16 protein-coding genes are annotated in these 17,617 nt (G+C 59.5%); 3 read left to right on the top strand and 13 right to left on the bottom strand.

Translation table 11 applies throughout. The features are described from left to right. Nucleotides 1-32 precede the first annotated feature (32 nt). The 4 genes from IT895_RS18530 to hexR form a co-directional block, all read right to left on the bottom strand. A complete protein-coding gene (locus IT895_RS18530; protein ID WP_085920032.1) occupies nucleotides 33-1,127 on the bottom strand; it encodes a TRAP transporter substrate-binding protein in 1,095 nt (364 codons plus the stop codon). 107 nt (nucleotides 1,128-1,234) lie between these two features. Continuing rightward, nucleotides 1,235-1,714 carry a phosphate-starvation-inducible PsiE family protein gene (locus IT895_RS18525; RefSeq protein WP_066316467.1) on the bottom strand — a complete coding sequence of 160 codons (480 nt, stop codon included), beginning with the start codon at nucleotides 1,712-1,714 and terminating at the stop codon, nucleotides 1,235-1,237. A gap of 65 nt (nucleotides 1,715-1,779) precedes the next feature. Continuing rightward, nucleotides 1,780-3,978: a DNA helicase II gene (uvrD, locus tag IT895_RS18520; RefSeq protein ID WP_199284320.1), complete on the bottom strand. Its 2,199-nt coding sequence runs from the start codon at nucleotides 3,976-3,978 to the stop codon at nucleotides 1,780-1,782. Between the two features lie 65 nt (nucleotides 3,979-4,043). Continuing rightward, nucleotides 4,044-4,898 (bottom strand): transcriptional regulator HexR, encoded by an 855-nt coding sequence (gene hexR, locus IT895_RS18515; protein WP_066316464.1) that lies wholly within the window; start codon nucleotides 4,896-4,898, stop codon nucleotides 4,044-4,046. A gap of 213 nt (nucleotides 4,899-5,111) precedes the next feature. Between hexR and IT895_RS18510 the strand changes: the two genes are divergently transcribed. Next, nucleotides 5,112-5,330, top strand: a complete 219-nt coding sequence (locus tag IT895_RS18510; protein WP_085920034.1) for a PA3496 family putative envelope integrity protein — start codon at nucleotides 5,112-5,114, stop codon at nucleotides 5,328-5,330. 115 nt (nucleotides 5,331-5,445) lie between these two features. Here IT895_RS18510 and IT895_RS18505 read toward each other — a convergent pair whose 3' ends face one another. Together IT895_RS18505 and IT895_RS18500 are read right to left on the bottom strand one after the other, a co-directional pair. Next, nucleotides 5,446-6,789 carry a sodium-dependent transporter gene (locus IT895_RS18505; protein WP_199284319.1) on the bottom strand — a complete coding sequence of 448 codons (1,344 nt, stop codon included), beginning with the start codon at nucleotides 6,787-6,789 and terminating at the stop codon, nucleotides 5,446-5,448. Nucleotides 6,790-6,951: 162 nt separating this feature from the next. Continuing rightward, on the bottom strand, nucleotides 6,952-7,806 hold the full coding sequence (locus tag IT895_RS18500) for a DUF72 domain-containing protein (protein WP_199284318.1): 855 nt from the start codon (nucleotides 7,804-7,806) through the stop codon (nucleotides 6,952-6,954). 188 nt (nucleotides 7,807-7,994) lie between these two features. Here IT895_RS18500 and hglS point away from each other — a divergent pair, with 188 nt between their 5' ends. Next, a complete protein-coding gene (hglS, locus tag IT895_RS18495) occupies nucleotides 7,995-9,383 on the top strand; it encodes a 2-oxoadipate dioxygenase/decarboxylase HglS (RefSeq protein ID WP_199284317.1) in 1,389 nt (462 codons plus the stop codon). Here hglS and IT895_RS18490 read toward each other — a convergent pair. Further along, entirely contained in the window at nucleotides 9,339-10,133 is a 795-nt protein-coding gene (locus tag IT895_RS18490) for an IclR family transcriptional regulator domain-containing protein (RefSeq protein WP_199284316.1), read from the bottom strand. The two genes, hglS and IT895_RS18490, sit on opposite strands and share 45 nt — an antisense overlap. Nucleotides 10,134-10,308: 175 nt before the next feature. Here IT895_RS18490 and aroQ point away from each other — a divergent pair, with 175 nt between their 5' ends. Further along, nucleotides 10,309-10,752 (top strand): type II 3-dehydroquinate dehydratase, encoded by a 444-nt coding sequence (gene aroQ, locus IT895_RS18485; protein ID WP_066316454.1) that lies wholly within the window; start codon nucleotides 10,309-10,311, stop codon nucleotides 10,750-10,752. A gap of 11 nt (nucleotides 10,753-10,763) precedes the next feature. Here aroQ and IT895_RS18480 read toward each other — a convergent pair whose 3' ends face one another. The 6 genes from IT895_RS18480 to IT895_RS18455 all read right to left on the bottom strand — a co-directional run bounded on the left by IT895_RS18480 (nucleotide 10,764) and on the right by IT895_RS18455 (nucleotide 17,459). Next, complete coding sequence (locus IT895_RS18480; protein WP_199284315.1) at nucleotides 10,764-11,714, bottom strand: AEC family transporter; 951 nt, start codon at nucleotides 11,712-11,714, stop codon at nucleotides 10,764-10,766. 66 nt (nucleotides 11,715-11,780) lie between these two features. Next, nucleotides 11,781-12,659 carry a shikimate dehydrogenase family protein gene (locus IT895_RS18475; protein WP_199284314.1) on the bottom strand — a complete coding sequence of 293 codons (879 nt, stop codon included), beginning with the start codon at nucleotides 12,657-12,659 and terminating at the stop codon, nucleotides 11,781-11,783. Beyond that, nucleotides 12,656-14,542 (bottom strand): bifunctional sugar phosphate isomerase/epimerase/4-hydroxyphenylpyruvate dioxygenase family protein, encoded by a 1,887-nt coding sequence (locus tag IT895_RS18470; protein ID WP_199284313.1) that lies wholly within the window; start codon nucleotides 14,540-14,542, stop codon nucleotides 12,656-12,658. Before IT895_RS18470 ends, IT895_RS18475 begins: the two co-directional genes overlap by 4 nt. A 28-nt stretch (nucleotides 14,543-14,570) precedes the next feature. Continuing rightward, nucleotides 14,571-15,836: a TRAP transporter large permease gene (locus IT895_RS18465; RefSeq protein ID WP_199284312.1), complete on the bottom strand. Its 1,266-nt coding sequence runs from the start codon at nucleotides 15,834-15,836 to the stop codon at nucleotides 14,571-14,573. Further along, nucleotides 15,833-16,330: a TRAP transporter small permease gene (locus tag IT895_RS18460; protein WP_199284311.1), complete on the bottom strand. Its 498-nt coding sequence runs from the start codon at nucleotides 16,328-16,330 to the stop codon at nucleotides 15,833-15,835. The genes IT895_RS18465 and IT895_RS18460 overlap by 4 nt, the downstream gene beginning before the upstream one ends. Nucleotides 16,331-16,418: 88 nt before the next feature. Continuing rightward, nucleotides 16,419-17,459, bottom strand: a complete 1,041-nt coding sequence (locus tag IT895_RS18455) for a DctP family TRAP transporter solute-binding subunit (RefSeq protein ID WP_199284310.1) — start codon at nucleotides 17,457-17,459, stop codon at nucleotides 16,419-16,421. Nucleotides 17,460-17,617: the final 158 nt, after the last annotated feature.

Here is a 17,617-nt window from a genome sequence, read left to right as displayed (position 1 = left end):
GCGCCCTTTATGCCTGTCTGCGATCTAAACGCCTATGAACCTACGTTATCACGGCTTTTCAAATAGGCGTATTCGCCAACATCGCTGAAGGGACGGACGATTTTCTGGAACGCCGAATAGGACTCATACACCCGGCGCGATGCTTCGTCGTCTTCGACCTGACGCTGGATGGCTTTCTGAGAGCTTTCATAGAGCGCCGCCATGACCTCCTCGGGGAAGGTGCGTAACTGTACATCGTGTTCGTCCACCAGGGCTTCCAGGGCCTGGGCGTTACGAAAGGCAAACTCGCTGTACATCGCCAGATTTGAGGCGCGTGCGGCTTCGGTGACGACGGCTTTCAGGTCGTCGGGCAGCGCGTTCCAGGCGTCGAGATTGATGGTGCCCTCAAGCGCGGCTGTTGGCTCATTCCACACCGAGGTGTAGTAGTAGTCCGCCACCTGATGCAAGCCGAAGGCCAGGTCGTTATAGGGGCCGACCCAGTCGGCGGCATCCAGTACGCCGGTTTGCAGCGAGGTGAAGATCTCCGACCCCGGCATGTTGACGGTGCTCACGCCGATGCCGTTCATGGCTTCACCAGCTAGTCCCGGCAAGCGCAGCTTGAGGCCCTGCATATCGTCCAGCGAGTTGATCTCTTTCTTGAACCAGCCCGCCATTTGCGGCCCGGTATTGCCGACAGCAAAGGGCTTCAGGTTGTGCTGAGCGTAAATCTCATCCCACAGCGCCTGGCCATCACCGTGGTAAAGCCAGGCGTTCATTTCGGTGGTGGTCATGCCGAAGGGCACGGCCGTGAAAAACTGCGAAGCGGCGACTTTTCCACGCCAGTAATATGACGCCGAGTGGCCCATTTCCGCAGTGCCCGCCGCCACAGCATCGAAGACTTCAAGCGCAGGTACCAACTCGCCCGCGCCGTGGACGGTAATTGTCATGCGGCCGTTGGAAAGCTGCTCCACCCGACGGGCGAAGTCATTGGCACCGGTGCCTAGCGCAGGAAAGTTTTTCGGCCAGGAGGTGACCATGTCCCAGTTGTAGGTTTCGTTGGCGTGGGCCTGGGAGGTGGACACGAAAGGGGCGGCGGCGGCCCCTGCGACGCCAAGGCTGGCGGTTTTGAGAAAGTGACGGCGTTGCATGATGAGCAAGACTCCAAACGTAATGTTGCTATTTTTTATGGGGCGCACGGGCACCGATTCCGCCCGTCAGTATGCGTGAGGGCGAATTTTGCCCGCAAGTTTTCCGATCAATCGTCGCTGGCATCTTTCATGCGGTTGGCATGGCGAACCAGCCAGTAGCAGCCCCCAAGCGCCAGCACTGCCGCGGCCAGCGAGGCAATCTGCCAGGGATCGATGGTTTCCATGTCCAGCACCATGAACTTGCGCACCAGTGCCATGATGGCAATCAGCACGACAATCTCGACATGGATAAAGCCTTTGCCACTGGTCATCGTCCGTACAATGGAGTTGTTGAACTCCATGGCAATCAGCACGGTAAGAATCATGTCGAATAGCGCTTGAAACACGCGGTAGTCAAAGGGGTCACGGCTTTGAATGAATAACAGCTGGACTACGTGAATGACCAGGTAGTACATGGCAACCAGCACGGCCCCGGCGATGGCCAGGGTCAGTATCAACGAGATGATGCGTTCAAAACGGTGGTAGCCGCTCAAGGCTGACCAGCCGTTGCACACTTCGGGAAAGAGGCGTTTCAAGCGTTGTTTCATAAGGTTCTCTGTGGGGCAGTCGGTGCGCGCACGCAAAGATGCGTCAGTAATGCGTCGCGAGTCGTTTAAAGCGGTGTCAGCTTGGCGAAACCTAACACCAGCCATTTAACACCCTCGCCTTCAAAGCTGACCTGGACCCGGGCGCGGGCGCCTTCACCTTCCGCGTTAAGGATTATCCCTTCACCGAAGACCGGGTGTTCTACCCCCTGGCCAACATGCAGGCTGGGCAGGTCGTCGCTGGCCTCGACACTTTGTTGTGCGAAGGACGTGCGCGAGGCGGTGACCGGGCGGGAAATATGTCCGCGGAGGCGCACTTCTTCGAGCAGGTGCGGCGGCAGTTCGCGCAGAAAGCGCGACGGGCGTGGAAACACCTCTTTGCCATGCAGGCGGCGGGTTTCGGCGTGGGTGAGGTAAAGTTTCTGCATCGCGCGGGTCACGCCGACGTAACACAGGCGACGTTCTTCCTCGAGCCTTCCCGGCTCCTCCAGTGACATCTTGTGGGGGAACAGGCCTTCTTCGACGCCCGCAATAAATACCACGGGGAATTCCAGGCCCTTCGCCGAGTGCAGCGTCATCAGCTGCACGCTGTCCTCGAACTCTTCGGCCTCGTGATCCCCGGCATTGAGGGCGGCTTCTGACAGGAACGCCTCCAGTGCCGCCATGCCTTCGCCGGCTTCCGGGGTTTCAAAGGCATCGCCGTGGGTGAAGGCCCGCGCGGCGTTGACCAGCTCCTCGAGGTTTTCCACCCGCGCCTGGCCTTTCTCGCCACGTTCGCTCTTGTGGTGTTCGATCAGGCCCGTGTGGGCGGTTACGTGGTCGATGATCTCGTGCAGTGGGAGCCCGGAGGCGTCGTTATCCAACTGCTCGATCAGGTTGGCAAAGGCCTGCACCGCGTTGCCCGCGCGGCCTTTCAGCGTGCCGTCGTGAATCGCGTCGTGCAGTGCCTGCCACAGCGGGATGTTTTGCTCGCGGGCGCGCAGGCGAACGATTTCCACCGTACGGGTGCCAATGCCCCGCGTCGGCACGTTGATCACCCTTTCCAGAGAAGCGTCGTCGTCGCGGTTGAGCAATAGTCGCAGGTAGGCCAGGGCGTTCTTGATTTCCAGCCGTTCGTAGAAGCGGTGGCCGCCGTAGATACGGTAGGGCATTCCCTGGCGGATCAACGTCTCTTCCAGCAGACGCGATTGCGCGTTGGAACGGTAGAGAATCGCCATATCGCGGCGGTTGAGGCCTTCATCGACTTTTTCCTTGATGGTGTCGACGATAAAGCGCGCTTCTTCGAGGTCGTTAAAACCTGCGTAGACGGATATAGGGTCACCCTCGACGCCGTCGGTCCACAGCTGTTTGCCCATGCGTTCGCTGTTGTGGCTGATCAAGGCGTTGGCCGCATCGAGAATCGCGCTGGTGGAGCGGTAGTTCTGCTCAAGGCGGACTGTGTGCGTCTGGGGGAACTCCTGCTCGAAACGGCGGATGTTTTCGACCTTGGCCCCGCGCCAGCCGTAGATCGACTGGTCGTCGTCGCCGACCACGGTCATTGGCGTCTGCATGCCGGTGAGCAGCTTCAGCCAGGCGTACTGGAGCGTGTTGGTGTCCTGAAATTCGTCGACCAGCAGGTGGCCGAAGCGCTCGCGGTAATGGGCCAGCAGTGCGGGGTTGTCGCGCAGCAGTTCAAGGCTTCTGAGCAGGAGCTCGCCGAAATCGACCAGCCCGCCGCGTTCACAGGTCAACTGGTAGCGTTCGTAGAGCTCGACCATCTGCCCCATATAGGCATCGCCGTCCACGTTGACCTGATGCGGGCGTAGGCCTTCTTCCTTACAGCCGGAAATGAAATGCTGTACCTGGCGGGGCGGGTAGCGTTCGTCGTCGATGGAGTAGTCTTTCAGCAGGCGTTTTACAAGCCGTAGCTGGTCGTCGGCGTCAATGATCTGAAAGTGCTGTGGCAGCCGCGCATCCTGCCAGTGGGTGCGCAGCAGGCGATGGGAGATCGAGTGGAAGGTGCCCACCCAGACATGGCGCAACGACAGCCCCAGCAGCGCTTCCAGACGGGTGCGCATTTCTCGCGCGGCCTTGTTGGTAAAGGTCACGGCCAGCAGCGCATAGGGGGACAGGCCCTCGGCCTGCATCAGCCAGGCAATGCGGTGCACCAGCACGCGGGTTTTGCCCGAGCCGGCACCCGCCAGTACCAACAGATTGCCTTGAGGGGCGCTGACCGCTTCGCGCTGGTCGGAGTTAAGCTGATCGAGTATCGCCGTGACGTCGTCCATATAAGCCGCTGCCGGGTCGAAAAATGGGCCGTCAGTTTAGCACAGCCACAACGATAACTTGGCGTTCACGAGTCTTCCGGGAAACGCAGTGAGTTAAGGCTCTTCTTCACCGACTTGAGCTGCTCGGCGAGTTTCGGGCCACGGGTCTTGGCGACGCCCACTGCCAGCACGTCGACCAGTACCAGATGGGCGATGCGCGAACTCATTGGCGTGTAGATTTCGGTGTCTTCGTGCACATCGATATACAGCGGCAGTGTCACCTCTTCTGCCAGCGGTGAGTCGCTGGGGCACAGGCCAATCACCGTTGCACCCGCCTCCCGGGCCAGGCGGACGCTGGCGACCAGCGCCTTGGTGCGCCCGGTTTGCGAAATCGCTACCACCACATCGCCTTCCTTTAGCGTCACCGCGGACATGTTCTGCATGTGGGGGTCGGCATAGGCGGAGGTGGAAATCTGCAAACGGAAAAATTTGTGCTGGGCGTCGAAAGCCACGGCCCCTGACGCGCCGAAACCGTAAAACTCGACCCGATTGGCCATCGCCAGAGCATTGACCGCGCGGCCCAGGGCATCGTTATCCAGGCGATCCCGTACCGATAGCAAGGTGCCCACCGTCGAATCGAAAATGCTGTGCGAGAACTCGGCGACGGAATCGCTATCGTTCATCGAGAACTGGGCAAACTGGCTGCCGGTGGCCAGCATCTGGGCGAGCTGGAGTTTAAAGTCCTGGAAGCCATTGCAGCCCAGAGCGCGGCAGAAGCGCACCACGGTGGGCTCGCTGACCTTTGCCTCGGTGGCAAGGTCGACGATCCGCATATGGATGACTTCCTCGGGATTACGCAGTACAAACCGCGCCACTTTCTGCTCGGAGCGGCGAAAGTGCTCCATGCGGCGTCTCATTTCATCGAACAGGGCGCGACTCACGTTTAGCTCCTTAAAATAAAGCCGAGTAGCTCACTATATGGGCAAGCAAAGCATGCGGCCACCGTTGGGGTGACGTTAGGCGGTTCTTTTTTCTAAGTGGTCATCATTTTGTCAAGTAGGTTATAGTAAAAACTGAAGTGCCGCACTGCATCATCTATCAGTCGTCACGGATGCAGGTGGACGTAGGCATATTCACCTGGAGGAACGTCGATCATGCGTAATGTCGAACGCATCACCTCGGTCAAGAGCGAATTGCTCGATATCTTCATGAGCATGGAAGTGGATGAACATGTCCAGCGTCGGCGTAGTGCCGCGCAACGCAACCTACGAGCACGGCGGGGAATCGAACTGCATCGGGAATTTCAAGCGTTATCGCGGGATATTGCTCCCTTACCGGACGAAGACGAACGGCAAGAGAGCGAACTGCACTGAGAAGCTAATTTCACCAGGAGAGGTGCTCAACGGCGATGCTTGACGTGAGTCTCGCCGTATAAAGCACGGTCATGGGCGTTTGGCTCTGCTAAGCGCAGAGCCAACTTGACCCGACTTAAAGGATACCCGCGAGGAACACCACAATAACGCCAATCGGCGCGATAAAGCGCGCGATGATGTTCCACACGCTGAGCCCTGTGCCGGACAGCGCCAGCTCCTGCTCGACGCTCTTGCGATCCAGGCGCCACGCGACAAACACGACGGCACCGAGGCCGGTGAGCGGCAGCAGAATCTTCGCGGTGAAGGTGTCAAGCAAGTCGAAGATATTCAGCCCGAAGAACAAGACATCCGACCACAGGTTGAACGACAGCAGCGCTGCGACACCCAATAGCCAAACCACAATACCGCTGACCAGCGTCGCGGGGACCCGTGACAGCGAGGTGCGTTCTTCAAGCATCTCCACAGTGGGTTCGAGCAACGAAATTGCCGAGGTCAGCGCGGCAAAGGTCAGCAACAGGAAGAACATCAGCCCCAGAATGACACCGCCGGTCATGTTGCCGAACGCAATAGGCAGGGTAACGAAGATCAGCCCCGGCCCTTCGCCAGCGCTCAAGCCATTGGCAAACACGATGGGGAAAATGGCCAAACCGGCCAGCAACGCAATGGCGGTATCAATAATGATGACCGTGCGCGCTGTGCTCAGCAGGTTGACGTCTTCGCCCAGGTAGGAGCCGTAGGCCATCATGATGCCCATGCCCAACGACAGCGTGAAGAACGCCTGGCCCATGGCGGCCAGCACCACACCGCCATTCAGCGCACTCCAGTCCGGACTGAACATGAACGCCAGGGTTTCGCCGAAGTGGCCGGTGGTCATCCCATAACCCACCAGAATCAGCATTAAAATGACCAGCGCGGGCATCAGCGAGCGCACGGCGCTCTCAAGCCCTTTGGTCACGCCGCGGGCCACGATGCCGATGACCAGCAGCATAAAGGCGCTGTGCCAGAGCAGTAGCGTGCCGGGGCTGGCCAGCATGCCATTAAAGATCGCGCCAATGCTGTCGGCATTCTGACCGCTGAAGGTGCCAATCACTGAACTCAGCGTATAGTTGAGCGACCAGCCGCCAATCACGCTATAGAACGACAGGATCAGGAAGCCTGCCAGGACACCGCTGATACCCACCAGCGCCCATCCCTTGGACTTGCCGCTTTGGCTGGCCAATTCTTTCATGCTGTCGATGGGATTTTTCTGCCCGCGTCGGCCGATCATCCACTCGGAAAGTAGAATGGGCACGCCGACCAATGCCACGCAGGCAAGGTAGACCAGCACGAAGGCCGCACCACCGCTTTCGCCGACCAGATATGAGAAGCGCCAAATATTACCCAGGCCTACTGCCGAGCCGGCGGCTGCCAGCACAAAGGCCATTTTCGATGACCACTGTGCATGTGCAAGTTTTGCCATACATCACCTGTTGATTAATTGATTGTAATAAGTCGTTGTCGGCGCGTTGCACCGTTATTCGAAAAAGGACTGACAGAAGATTGCCAGCGTCGTTTTTCGAAAGTATGCGCAATTTATCCGATCAGTGACCTGCATGCCAGTCAGCACCGCTAAAAAACCAGGTTAAAACAGTTGGCTCTGCTTTTCATTGGCAAACGGACCAAGCGGCGGTAGTGCCGTCATATTTTGAAGGTCGTTATAGAACATGCGGGCGAGCATCGGGGACTCCCGATTATCCGCGGTATGCACAAATAAGAAAGGGGTTTTCCCCTGATTTATCCACAGGGCTAGGCGTGACTTCCAGGCACTGAAATAGTCAATATTAATGGCTTTGTCAACATGGCCAATAAAGCGAATGACAGGATGATTCGCTGTTGAAAGCACGTGTAATGGGAGTTTCGGCTTTTCTTGCTGGGCGTGGGCCAGGCCTGGGTGGTCATTTGCCGGGGTCGAGAACAGCGGGCGCACATCGAGCATCACACGGTTTGCCCGATAAGTTATCAACAACCGGTTAAGGGCCTTCTCGGCCGCGCCCTTGTGGAAAAAGTCATGGTGACGCACTTCAACCGCGCAGGGTAAATGCGTGGGCCAGCCTGCCAGCAAGGTTTCCAACCGGGGTAGTTCATCAGGGCCAAAATCGCGAGGCAACTGGACCATGGTGGGCCCCAATCGGTCGTGAAGTGGGGCGAGGGCATCTAAAAAGGCCCAGGCCTCGTCCAGGCGTGTCAGGCGCTGATCGTGGGTAACACTTGCAGGGAGTTTGAAGCAAAAACGAAAATGGGCAGGCGCCTGGCGTGCCCAGCCCGCGACTGTTTCCGGTTTGGGCGCACCGCTGTAAAACGTGGTATTGCCCTCGACGCTGGAAAACACCGCCGCATAATCGCTGAGCAGGTCGGTTTTGGCGTAACGCGGATAGAGCGTGCCCGACCAATCCTGATTGGACCACATGGGCAAGCCGATATAGAGCGGGCACGTCATGGTGTGGCGTTAACCTCAAGAAATATGGCCATTAATGTAACAGCCGGACAAGTGACGCTGCCAATGCTAGTTGGAGCGCCTGGCAGGTGCGGGTGGTATTTTGATGAAGCTAAGGGAAGAAAATATGCAATTGTCGGCGTAACAGGCGCGTTACTATCTATCCAGGCTTTATGATCAAGGAGCGCACGATGAGCGCAGCGCACGTCAGCAGCGATGATATTCGCGACCAATTTTCCAAGGCCATGTCGGCCATGTACCAGCAGGAAGTGCCTCAATACAGTGCCCTGCTGTCGTTGGTCGCGGCGGTTAATGAAGAGGTGCTGGCGGCGTCGCCGGCGCTGCGTGAGACGCTCGCCGCCAATAATGCTCTGGAGCGCCTTGACGTGGAGCGTCACGGGGCGATTCGCGTCGGCACGCCCGAGGAGCTCGCGCTGCTGCGGCGCATGTTCGCGGTGATGGGCATGCTGCCCGTCGGCTACTACGATCTGGCACCTGCCGGCGTGCCGGTTCACTCCACGGCGTTCCGCCCGGTCGACGATGCAGCGCTGTCGCGCAATCCCTTTCGGATTTTCACGTCGCTGCTGCGCCTGGAACTGATCGAGGATACCGAGCTGCGTCAGCAGGCTCGCGAGATTCTGGATGCACGGCGTATCGTGACCCCGCAGGCCGAGGCGTTGATTGAAACCTTCGAGCGCCAGGGCGGGCTGACTGCCGATCAGGCGGCGCAGTTTGTCGATCAGGCGCTGGAAACATTTCGCTGGCACGACCAGGCCACGGTCGACCTGGTCACCTATCAGCGCCTACAGCAGGAGCACCGCCTGATTGCCGATGTAGTGTGCTTCAAGGGGCCGCATATCAACCACCTGACCCCGCGCACCCTGGAAATCGATGAAGTGCAGCGGCGCATGCCACAGGTAGGCATCGACCCCAAGGCGATTATCGAAGGGCCACCGCGCCGTCGGTGCCCTATTCTGCTGCGCCAGACCAGCTTCAAGGCCCTGGAAGAGCCGATTGCGTTTGCCGATGCCGCCCAGGGACACCACACGGCGCGCTTTGGCGAAATCGAGCAGCGCGGCATCGCGCTCACCCACACAGGCCGTGCGCTGTACGACCGCTTGCTTGGCGAGGCGAAACAGGCTGCGGAGGCGGAAAACGCCGCCCACCAGGCCCGCTTGGCGGCGGTGTTTGAGGCCTTTCCGGATGACGAAGCAACGCTGCGGCGCGAAGGATTGGCGTTTTTCCACTACCACGCGATACCCGGTGCGCAAGTGGCGGCGCCGGTCGATGAAGGTGACGTGGAACGGTTATTGGCGCAAGGCGCGCTGACCGCCACGCCGATGACCTATGAGGACTTTCTGCCGGTTAGCGCGGCGGGCATTTTCCAGTCGAACCTGGGTGACAACGGCCAAAGCGGCTACGCTCAGGATGCCAACCAGCAGCAATTCGAGCAGGCGCTCGGCGTGCCGGTCACCGATGAAGTCGCCCTCTACGCCAAGCGCCAGCAGGCATCGCTCGATCAGGCGCTGGCGCAGTTAACTGGAAATGGTGGTGCGAATGAGCCGGGCTTTTTCCAGTAGCAGCGGTAAGTGTCGTTCCATCAGCGTTTCAAGGTCGACCCGAGCGGCATTGGTGCTGATGTTGATGGCGCCCAGGAGTTTGTCGTTGGCATCGAAGGCGGGCACGGCCAATGACCGCAGGCCCGGATCGAGCTCCTGATCGGCAATGGCGTAGCCTTGCTCACGCACCTTGCCAATGCACTGCTTGAGGTCGTCTTTTTGGGTAATGGTCTTGTCGGTGTAGCGGGTTAACGTCAGCCGTTCGAGGTAGGCGTCGAGTTCGGCGTCGGGAAGCTGAGCAAGCAAAACCCGACCCATCGACGTATGCGCGGCGGGTAGCCGTGTGCCCACCGACAGGGTAATGCCCATCAGGCGATGCGGGGCGGCAGAGCGGGCGACGTAGGTGATATCGTCGCCATCCAGGACGGCAAGCGAAGAGGACTCACCGCTTTCCTGAGTAATATCTTCCAGATACTGCTGAATGACGCTGCGGTAGTCATTGGCCGACAAAAAGGCATAGCCAAGCTGCAGCACGCGCGGCGCCAGCTCGAAATAGCGCTGCTGCTTGCGTACGTAGCCCAACGCGTGCAGCGTCAGTAGAAAGCGTCGTGCCTTGGCGCGATTCATGCCGGTGCGCGAGGCCACTTCGCTCAATGTCATCCGCGGGTGCGCATCGTCAAACGCCAGGATGACATCCAGGCCGCTGGCAAGCGCGGTGACAAAATCGCGGTCATCGGGATCTAGTTTGTCTTCCTGAGCCGTTGCGTCCATGGGGTCGATAGGCCATTTAGAGGGATTTAACTGAGCAATATAACACGCTGTTCGAATAACGAACAAATGCGCATTTTTGTGTACTTTCAGCTCATTACGATGCATTGATAACACGTTATAATGATGCACCTAGCTTACACATGATGACGACCCAGCGCTGAGAGGATATCAATCAATGAGTCAGCCAAAAGTAACGGTACTTCATGGCCCCAACCTGAACCTTCTAGGGGTTCGTCAGCCCGATGTGTACGGGTATGAAACGCTTGAAGATGTGAACAACGCTTTGCGCAAGACCGCGATAATGGCGGGCTGGGAAATCAACTGTTTCCAGAGCAATCATGAAGGCGAACTGATCGACGCGATTCATGCGGCACGTCTCGATGGAACCCTGGCCATCATCATCAACCCGGCTGCCTATACCCATACGTCCGTTGCTATCCTGGATGCGCTCAATGCCTTTGAAGGCAAGGTGATCGAGGTGCACATCTCCAATGTCCATCAGCGTGAAAGCTTTCGGCATCATTCCTATGTCTCGCTGCGTGCCGATGGGGTCATTGCGGGCCTTGGCACCCAGGGCTATCAAGCAGCGCTCGACGCTATTCTGGCAGCAAACGATTAAGCGTTGTCGCCCTACACGGCGAGCAATCCCGCAAGTGTCATCCCCCCGATGATCAAGCTAAGCGTAAAGAAGGACGCCACCGTCGCCACCAGCATGGCGGTGGCGCTGATGCCACCGAGACCGTAGCGCTGACCGAAGAGTGGATAAATGCTGATCATCGGCGCGGCGGCGAACAGCAGCGCACCGGCAACGTAAATTGGCTCGATATCGGGGATCAGAAGAAACGCCATCAATACTGCCAGGGGATGAAGGATAAGTTTGCCGATCACAATTTGGCCCACGTCGCGCACCATGCCCTTAACGTGAAGCCCAAACAGCGACCCACCAATCACAAACAGCGCTGCAGGCCCTGCCGCTTCAGCGAGCATATTGATCGCTTTATCAATGGGAGTGGGAATGACCAGTCCGGTTAGCGCGATCAATATGCCTACCGAGAGGCCGATCAATACCGGGTTTTTGGCCAGGTTCAGCGCCGTCTGCCGAGCGGTTTGCCACGGGCTGGCGCCGTGTTGGTTGCCCATTTCAGCAAGGATCAGTGCTGCCGGAATAATCAGAAGATTTTCAATCAGCATATTCAGTGCCAAGAGCACCGCGGCGGGTGAGCCGATGACCATGGCGGCCACCGGGTAGCCAACGAAACCGCTATTGGCCGCGGCCATACCCAGTGCCTGCATGGCGCTGACGTTGAGCGGTTGGCGCTGGAGCCGGTAGCAAAGCCACAACCCTGCGCTGAAAACGACGATGGAGCTCAAGCCGTAAGCGATCAGGTAGTCGAGCCTAAGTATCTCTTCCAGAGGCTGCTGGGTTAACGCACGAATCACGAGCGCCGGTAGCGAGCAGTAGAGCACGAATACGCCCACTCCCTGCAGCTGCTCGCGCTGGATAATGCCGCTCCATCTCGCTGCGTAGCCTACGCCAATCAGCAGGAATATGGGGGTGGTGATTCCCAGTATCGCGAGCATGGCAGCCCCTTGACGCATGAAGGCAGGTTCAAATAGCGAATAATTGTACGCTATTTCGCTGGCGCTTCATGGTATGGAGTGAGCAGAGGAAGCGACAAGCTGCTCTATATAGTGTGTACGCAGCGGTATCACATGCGGGTCGATCTGGTTGGCGGGGATACGCCCGGCAGTGAAGAAACGAAAGGCATCCACGCCCTGAAACACGAACAGATCAACGCCGGAAAGCGTTTTGGCGCCAGCCTGATAGGCGGCATTCAACAGCTCGGTATGGGCGGGGATGTACACCGCATCAAAAACCCAGTGCTGCACGCCCAGCCCGGCGGTATCGATGGGGCAGCCGGGGTGGTTGATATGGCCAATCGGCGAGCAGTTGACCACGCCCTGCCAATGGGGCAGTGCCTGCGGTACCTGCGCTGACGTGATGCACGTCGCGTGAATACCCATGGCGTTGAGGTCACGGCTGAGGTTTTCTGCCCGGGCGCTGTCATGCTCAAGAATGTGGATACAGCTGACCGCGAGTTCACCCAGCGCGCAGGCCACCGCACGGCCGACCCCCCCGGCACCGATCAATAGCACATCGCCTGCGGGCTGATCGCCGAACGAGTGGCGGTAGGCGCTGATGAAGCCGGTGTAGTCGGTGTTTTCAGCGCGCAGGCCGCCTTCATCGAAAAGTAGCGTATTGGCGGTGCCGACCCGGCGCACGCCCTCGCCGCGAATATCGGCAAGCTTCGCGGCTTTTTCCTTGAACGGGAAGGTCACGTTGGTGCCCCGGTAGCCCTCAGCGCGCAAGGTGTGTATGGCATCGGGAAAGTCAAAATCCTCGACGCCCCGGCTATCGACCAGGTCGTAGCGTACCGGCTCGCCCAGTGACGCACCCAGGCGCTCATGCAAATCCGGGGATTGCGATTTGGCAATGCCCTCGCCTACCAGTCCGAGTTTGATCATGCTTGGGGGTCTCCCGACGTGTGGTCTGCTGTGTCTTGGGCAATGCCGTCAATTTCCGCTTCCAGGCGCTGCTGCGCGGTGACGCGCACAAAGGCATTCGGCGCGCCGAGCCCCTGATATCCCTCACGCTGCACCAGTTCGAAGAAGAACGCCTGACGGCCGGGCTGGGTATACAGCTGATGAAAGTCGCCGTCGTTGTCCTGGTCAAAGAGGATATGATGATCCTTCATCCACTCAAGAGTTTGCGCCGGCAGGTCGAACCGCGCGGCCAGGTCACGGTAGTAGTTACCCGGAATCGGCAGTACCGGCGTGCCTGCCTGCTGGAGCGCTGCGCTGGTTTCACGCATGGAGCTTGTGCGCAGGGCGACGTGATGGATCCCCGAGCCGCCGTACTGGCGGACGAAGCGGTTGCTGGCAGTATCCGGCGAGGCGCTGGCGTTAAGCGCCAGGCGAAAGCGGCCGTTATGGTTCTGCAGCACCTGGCTCTGGATCAGGCCGCGGGGGTCGGTGACATCGAAGGAGGGCGTTGGTGCCAGCTGGAAAATAGCGCGGTACTGCAGCATCAGCGAGAGGTAGTCGTGGTAGGAGAGCGCCACGCTGATATGGTCGATATCCACCAGCGACCCCTGAGGAACCGGCTGTACATCGACAGGGAACTCGCGGTCCCAGGTGCGGCTAAGCTGCGAGTCGTCGATGATATAGGAGAGGCTGCCATCCACATTGCGCAGCGCGCTCATGCGGTGGCTGGCGCCCACTTCTTCAGGCTCGACAATGTCGTAGCCAAGCTTGTCTGCCCGCTTGAACGCTTCGTAGGCGTTGCCCACGCGCAAGCCGATGGCGGTGACAGCGGAGGCATCACGACCTGGTACACGGCCGGTGAAGCTCGCTTCGGTGTTGAGCACCAGATTAACGTCACCCGCCGCCCAGCGTTCGGCGTTAAGCGAGTGGTGACGGCCCACGCAGGCCATGCCCAGCGCGGTAAGCAGCTCGCGTAGCGAGGCTAGATCGTCAGGCTCGACGGCGATCTCCAGAAAGGCGACCGACTCGATCGGCTGTGGTGCGGGAATCCCGCTGTCGGCCTGCATGCTGCGCAGCAGGTTGTAGGAACGCAGCCCGTCCCGGGCCGTCTGGTCGCTGTGGCCCATGCGGAACACATCGTTGAAGATCTCGTGGGAGAGCGGGCCGTCGTAGCGGGTCTCTTCCAGCATGGCCATGAACTTATCCATCTGTAGCTCACCCTGGCCGGGGAAGCAGCGATAGTGGCGGCTCCACGACAGGTGATCCATGGAGAGACGCGGCGCATCGGCGGTCTGTACCAGGAAGATGCGATCCCCCGGAATACGGCCGACGGTGCCAAGCTCGGTCTGGCGCGAGAAGATATGGAAGGTATCCAGCACCAGGCCGACATTGGGGTGCGCGGCGCGGCGCACCACTTCCCAGCTGTCGCGGTAGTCGTGAATGTGCCGGCCCCAGGCCAGTGCTTCATAAGCCACGCGCAGATTACGTCGCGCAGCACGCTCGCCCAGCGCATGGAAGTCGTCGGCGGCGCGGCTCAAGCCCGGTAGCGAATCGGGATGAACGGTACTGCATACCATCAACAGGTCCGTGCCGAGTTCTTCCATCAGGTCAAACTTGTGCTCGGCGCGGTCAAACGCCCGCTCCCGCGCGCGCCCCTGGAGACCTTCAAAGTCGCGAAACGGCTGCAGGGTGACCAGCTTGAGCCCGCGGGCACGAATCAGCTCGCCCGCTTCTCGCGGCGTGCCGGGAAACGCTGTGAGGTCGTTTTCAAACAGCTCAAGCCCCTCGAAGCCGGCCTGGGCAATGGCGTCGACCTTCTCTTCCAGCGAGCCGCTCAGGCAAACCGTGGCGATGGATGAGTACATGGCATCACGCTCCTTTGATTGATGAACATCAGTAGCCCGCCAGGCGCGGCAGGAAGGTGACCAGCTCGGGCACGAAGGTAATCAGCAGCAGGATCAGGAACTGCACGGCCAGCATGGGCAGAATGCGCCGGATAATGGGGCCCATCCCTACCCCCGAAACTGAGTCGGCCACAAACAGGCAGAGCCCCATGGGGGGTGTGATCAGGCCCATCATCAGGTTGAAGATCACCACGATGCCGAAGTGCAGCGGGTCGATACCCAGTGCCATGGCAATGGGGTGCAGAATCGGCACCAGCACCAGAATGGCGGCGATGCCTTCCAGAAACAGTCCCACCACCAGCAGTAGCAGTATGACGGCGATCAGGAAGGTCCATTGGGTGTCGATGCTCATCAGCGCCCACTCGGTGAGCATGTTGGGCACGCGTTCGAAGGTGAGCACCCAGTTGGCCGCCGCGACGGCGCCCATGATGACCATGATCACCGCGCTGTCACGCATGGCACGGGCGAAGATGCCGGGCAGATCCACCAGCTTGATATTGCGGTAGAGCATCACACCCAGAATCAGCGCGTACACCACGGCAAAGGCCGCCGCCTCGGTGGGCGTGACGATACCAGCGAGAATCGACCCGACCACAAACACCGGCATGAGCGCGGGCAGCAGTCCGTGGAGGAACGCATGGCGGCGTGACGGCTGTTCTGAACGAGTGGCGCCCAGGTCGCCGGCGAAAAAGTAGACGTAGATGGAAAGGCCCAGCGCCAGCAATAGCCCGGGTACGATACCCGCCAAAAACAGCCCCGGTACCGAGACACCCGACACCGTAAGCGCATAGATGATGACCGGAATGCTCGGCGGAATAATCGGGCCGATCACCGACGAGGCCGCTGTGAGTGCAGCGGAGAAATCGCGGGGGTAGCCTTCTTTCTCCATCGCGGGGACGAAGACCCGCCCCAGCGCCGAGGTGTCGGCAATTGCTGACCCCGAGAGGCCGGCAAAAATCACCGACGCCCAGATGTTGACGTGCGCCAGTCCCGCTTTCAGACGGCCGACAATGGCAGTGGCCAGGTTGATAATGCGGTGTGTAATGCCCGCTTCGTTCATCAGCTCGCCGGCCAGAATGAACAGCGGTATCGCCAGTAGCGGGAAAGACTCCATACCGCCGAAGAACTGCTGCGCGACGATACGGATGTGGTAAGGCAAGTCACCGGTACCCATCAGCACCGTCAGCGTGCCGAGGATGGCAAAGGCAAACGGCACCCCAAGCAGGATGAGAGCCAAGAGCAATATAAATATCACGATGCTGCCTCCTCATCGGCGTGCCTGGTCAAACGGCGTGCGCCCATTACCAGGGCAGAGACACTGAGCAGCCCGCCGCCAACCAACATGGAGGCTTGAAAGAGCCACATCGGCATCCCGGTGCTCGACGATGTACGCCCACCTCGGGAAGCGATGAACTCAACCGCCGACATCGTCAGGCCGATGCCGATCACCAGTACCGCCAGGTCGACGGCGACGGCCTGCCAGCGCACCCAGCGCGGCGGCAGCAGGCGGCGAATCAGGTCAAAGCCGATGTGCCTGTCCTGCAGGTAGGCCCAGGACATGCCGAACATCAGGCCATAGATCATCAGGTAGATGGCGGTGTCTTCTCCCCAGGTAATGGAAGCACCGACGGTATAGCGCGCAAAGGCATTGCCTGCGACCAGTAGAAAAATCAGGATCATGGCAAGCCCGGCCAGGCTGCCATTGAACAGGATCAGGCCACGATGTAGCCGGGCAAGAAGATGAGACATGAAAGCACCTTCGATCGTTAGTCAGGTACGCAGGGCCGCGGGTGGACCCTTCAGGGCCCACCCGCAAAGCGCTTTGGTCAAGCGGGGGTTAGAAGCGTGCGGCTGCATCTTCCACGGCGGAAGAAAGACGCTCGATCCACTCGGCATCATCACCCAGCTCATCGCGCAGATATGCCTGAACCGGTGGCTGAGCCGCTTCGCGGAAGGCCTCCATCTGCTCGGCAGTGGGCTGGGTGATTTCCATGCCCTCGGCTTCCAGCTTGGCGATACCCTCTGCCGAGTTGAACTGCTGAATGGCACGGCCGGTAGTGCCGGCGACCACAGCGGCGCGCTTCACGGCGGCCTGTTCTTCTTCGCTAAGCGACTGGAAAATCTCATCGTTGATCAGGATGTGATCCACGCCGTAGACGTGGCGGTCCAGCGTGAGGTAATCCTGAAACTCGTAGAAATTGTTGCCGTAAATCACCGAGATAGGATTCTCCTGGCCGTCGACCACGCCGGTGGCAAGCGCCGTCGGCACCTCACCCCAGGCGATACCCTGCGGTTCAGCGCCCAGTCCCTCTACCATTTCCTGATAGAGCGGAATGGTTTGCACGCGGAATTTCAGGCCTTCCATATCTTCCGGTGAGTGGATCGGACGCACGGAGTTGGTGAAGTGGCGAAAGCCCGTCTCGCCGTAGGCCAGCGTACGCAGGCCGGTCTCTTCCAGGCAGTGCTCGGCCAGGGCGGTGCCGAATTCGCCATCCATCACTTCCCAGGCCACCGGCGCAGACGGGAAGGTATAAGGAATATCGGTAACGGCGACGGCTTCGCAGAAATTGGCGTAGGCGCCGGAAACCATTGAGATGGTGATGGTGCCATCCTGAGTACCTTCAATCAGCTCGGTCTCACCGCCCAGCGAGCCCGCGGGGTAAAGCTCCACGGTAAGGTCGGTTTCGGCTTCCACCAGGTTTTTGAACACCTGCCCGGCGGCGCCTTTTTTCGAGGTCGTCCAGTCGTCCGGGTCCACGTGGGCAAAGCGCAGCGTCTGTGCGGAGGCATGCGCCGCGCCGATGAGCGTGGCAGTGGCGATGGCAGCGGTCAGCGTGCGTTTCATGGACACGTTGGTGGTAGCGAGTGGTAAAGACATTGTTGTTGTCCTCTTGTCGGGCCGTTGTCATGGGGAGTGAAAAAGCCTTGAGCAAAGGCGTGCCAGGCCAATTCATTCTGTCCTTTTGAACAATGTACGAAATGGTACGTTCAGTCAAGCTGTGGCATACTAGACGAAAGACGACCACGACAATAAAA

This window comes from Halomonas sp. A40-4 (assembly GCF_015767635.1).
Lineage (GTDB): Bacteria > Pseudomonadota > Gammaproteobacteria > Pseudomonadales > Halomonadaceae > Vreelandella > Vreelandella janggokensis.
This window is presented reverse-complemented; position numbering and strand designations above follow the sequence as displayed.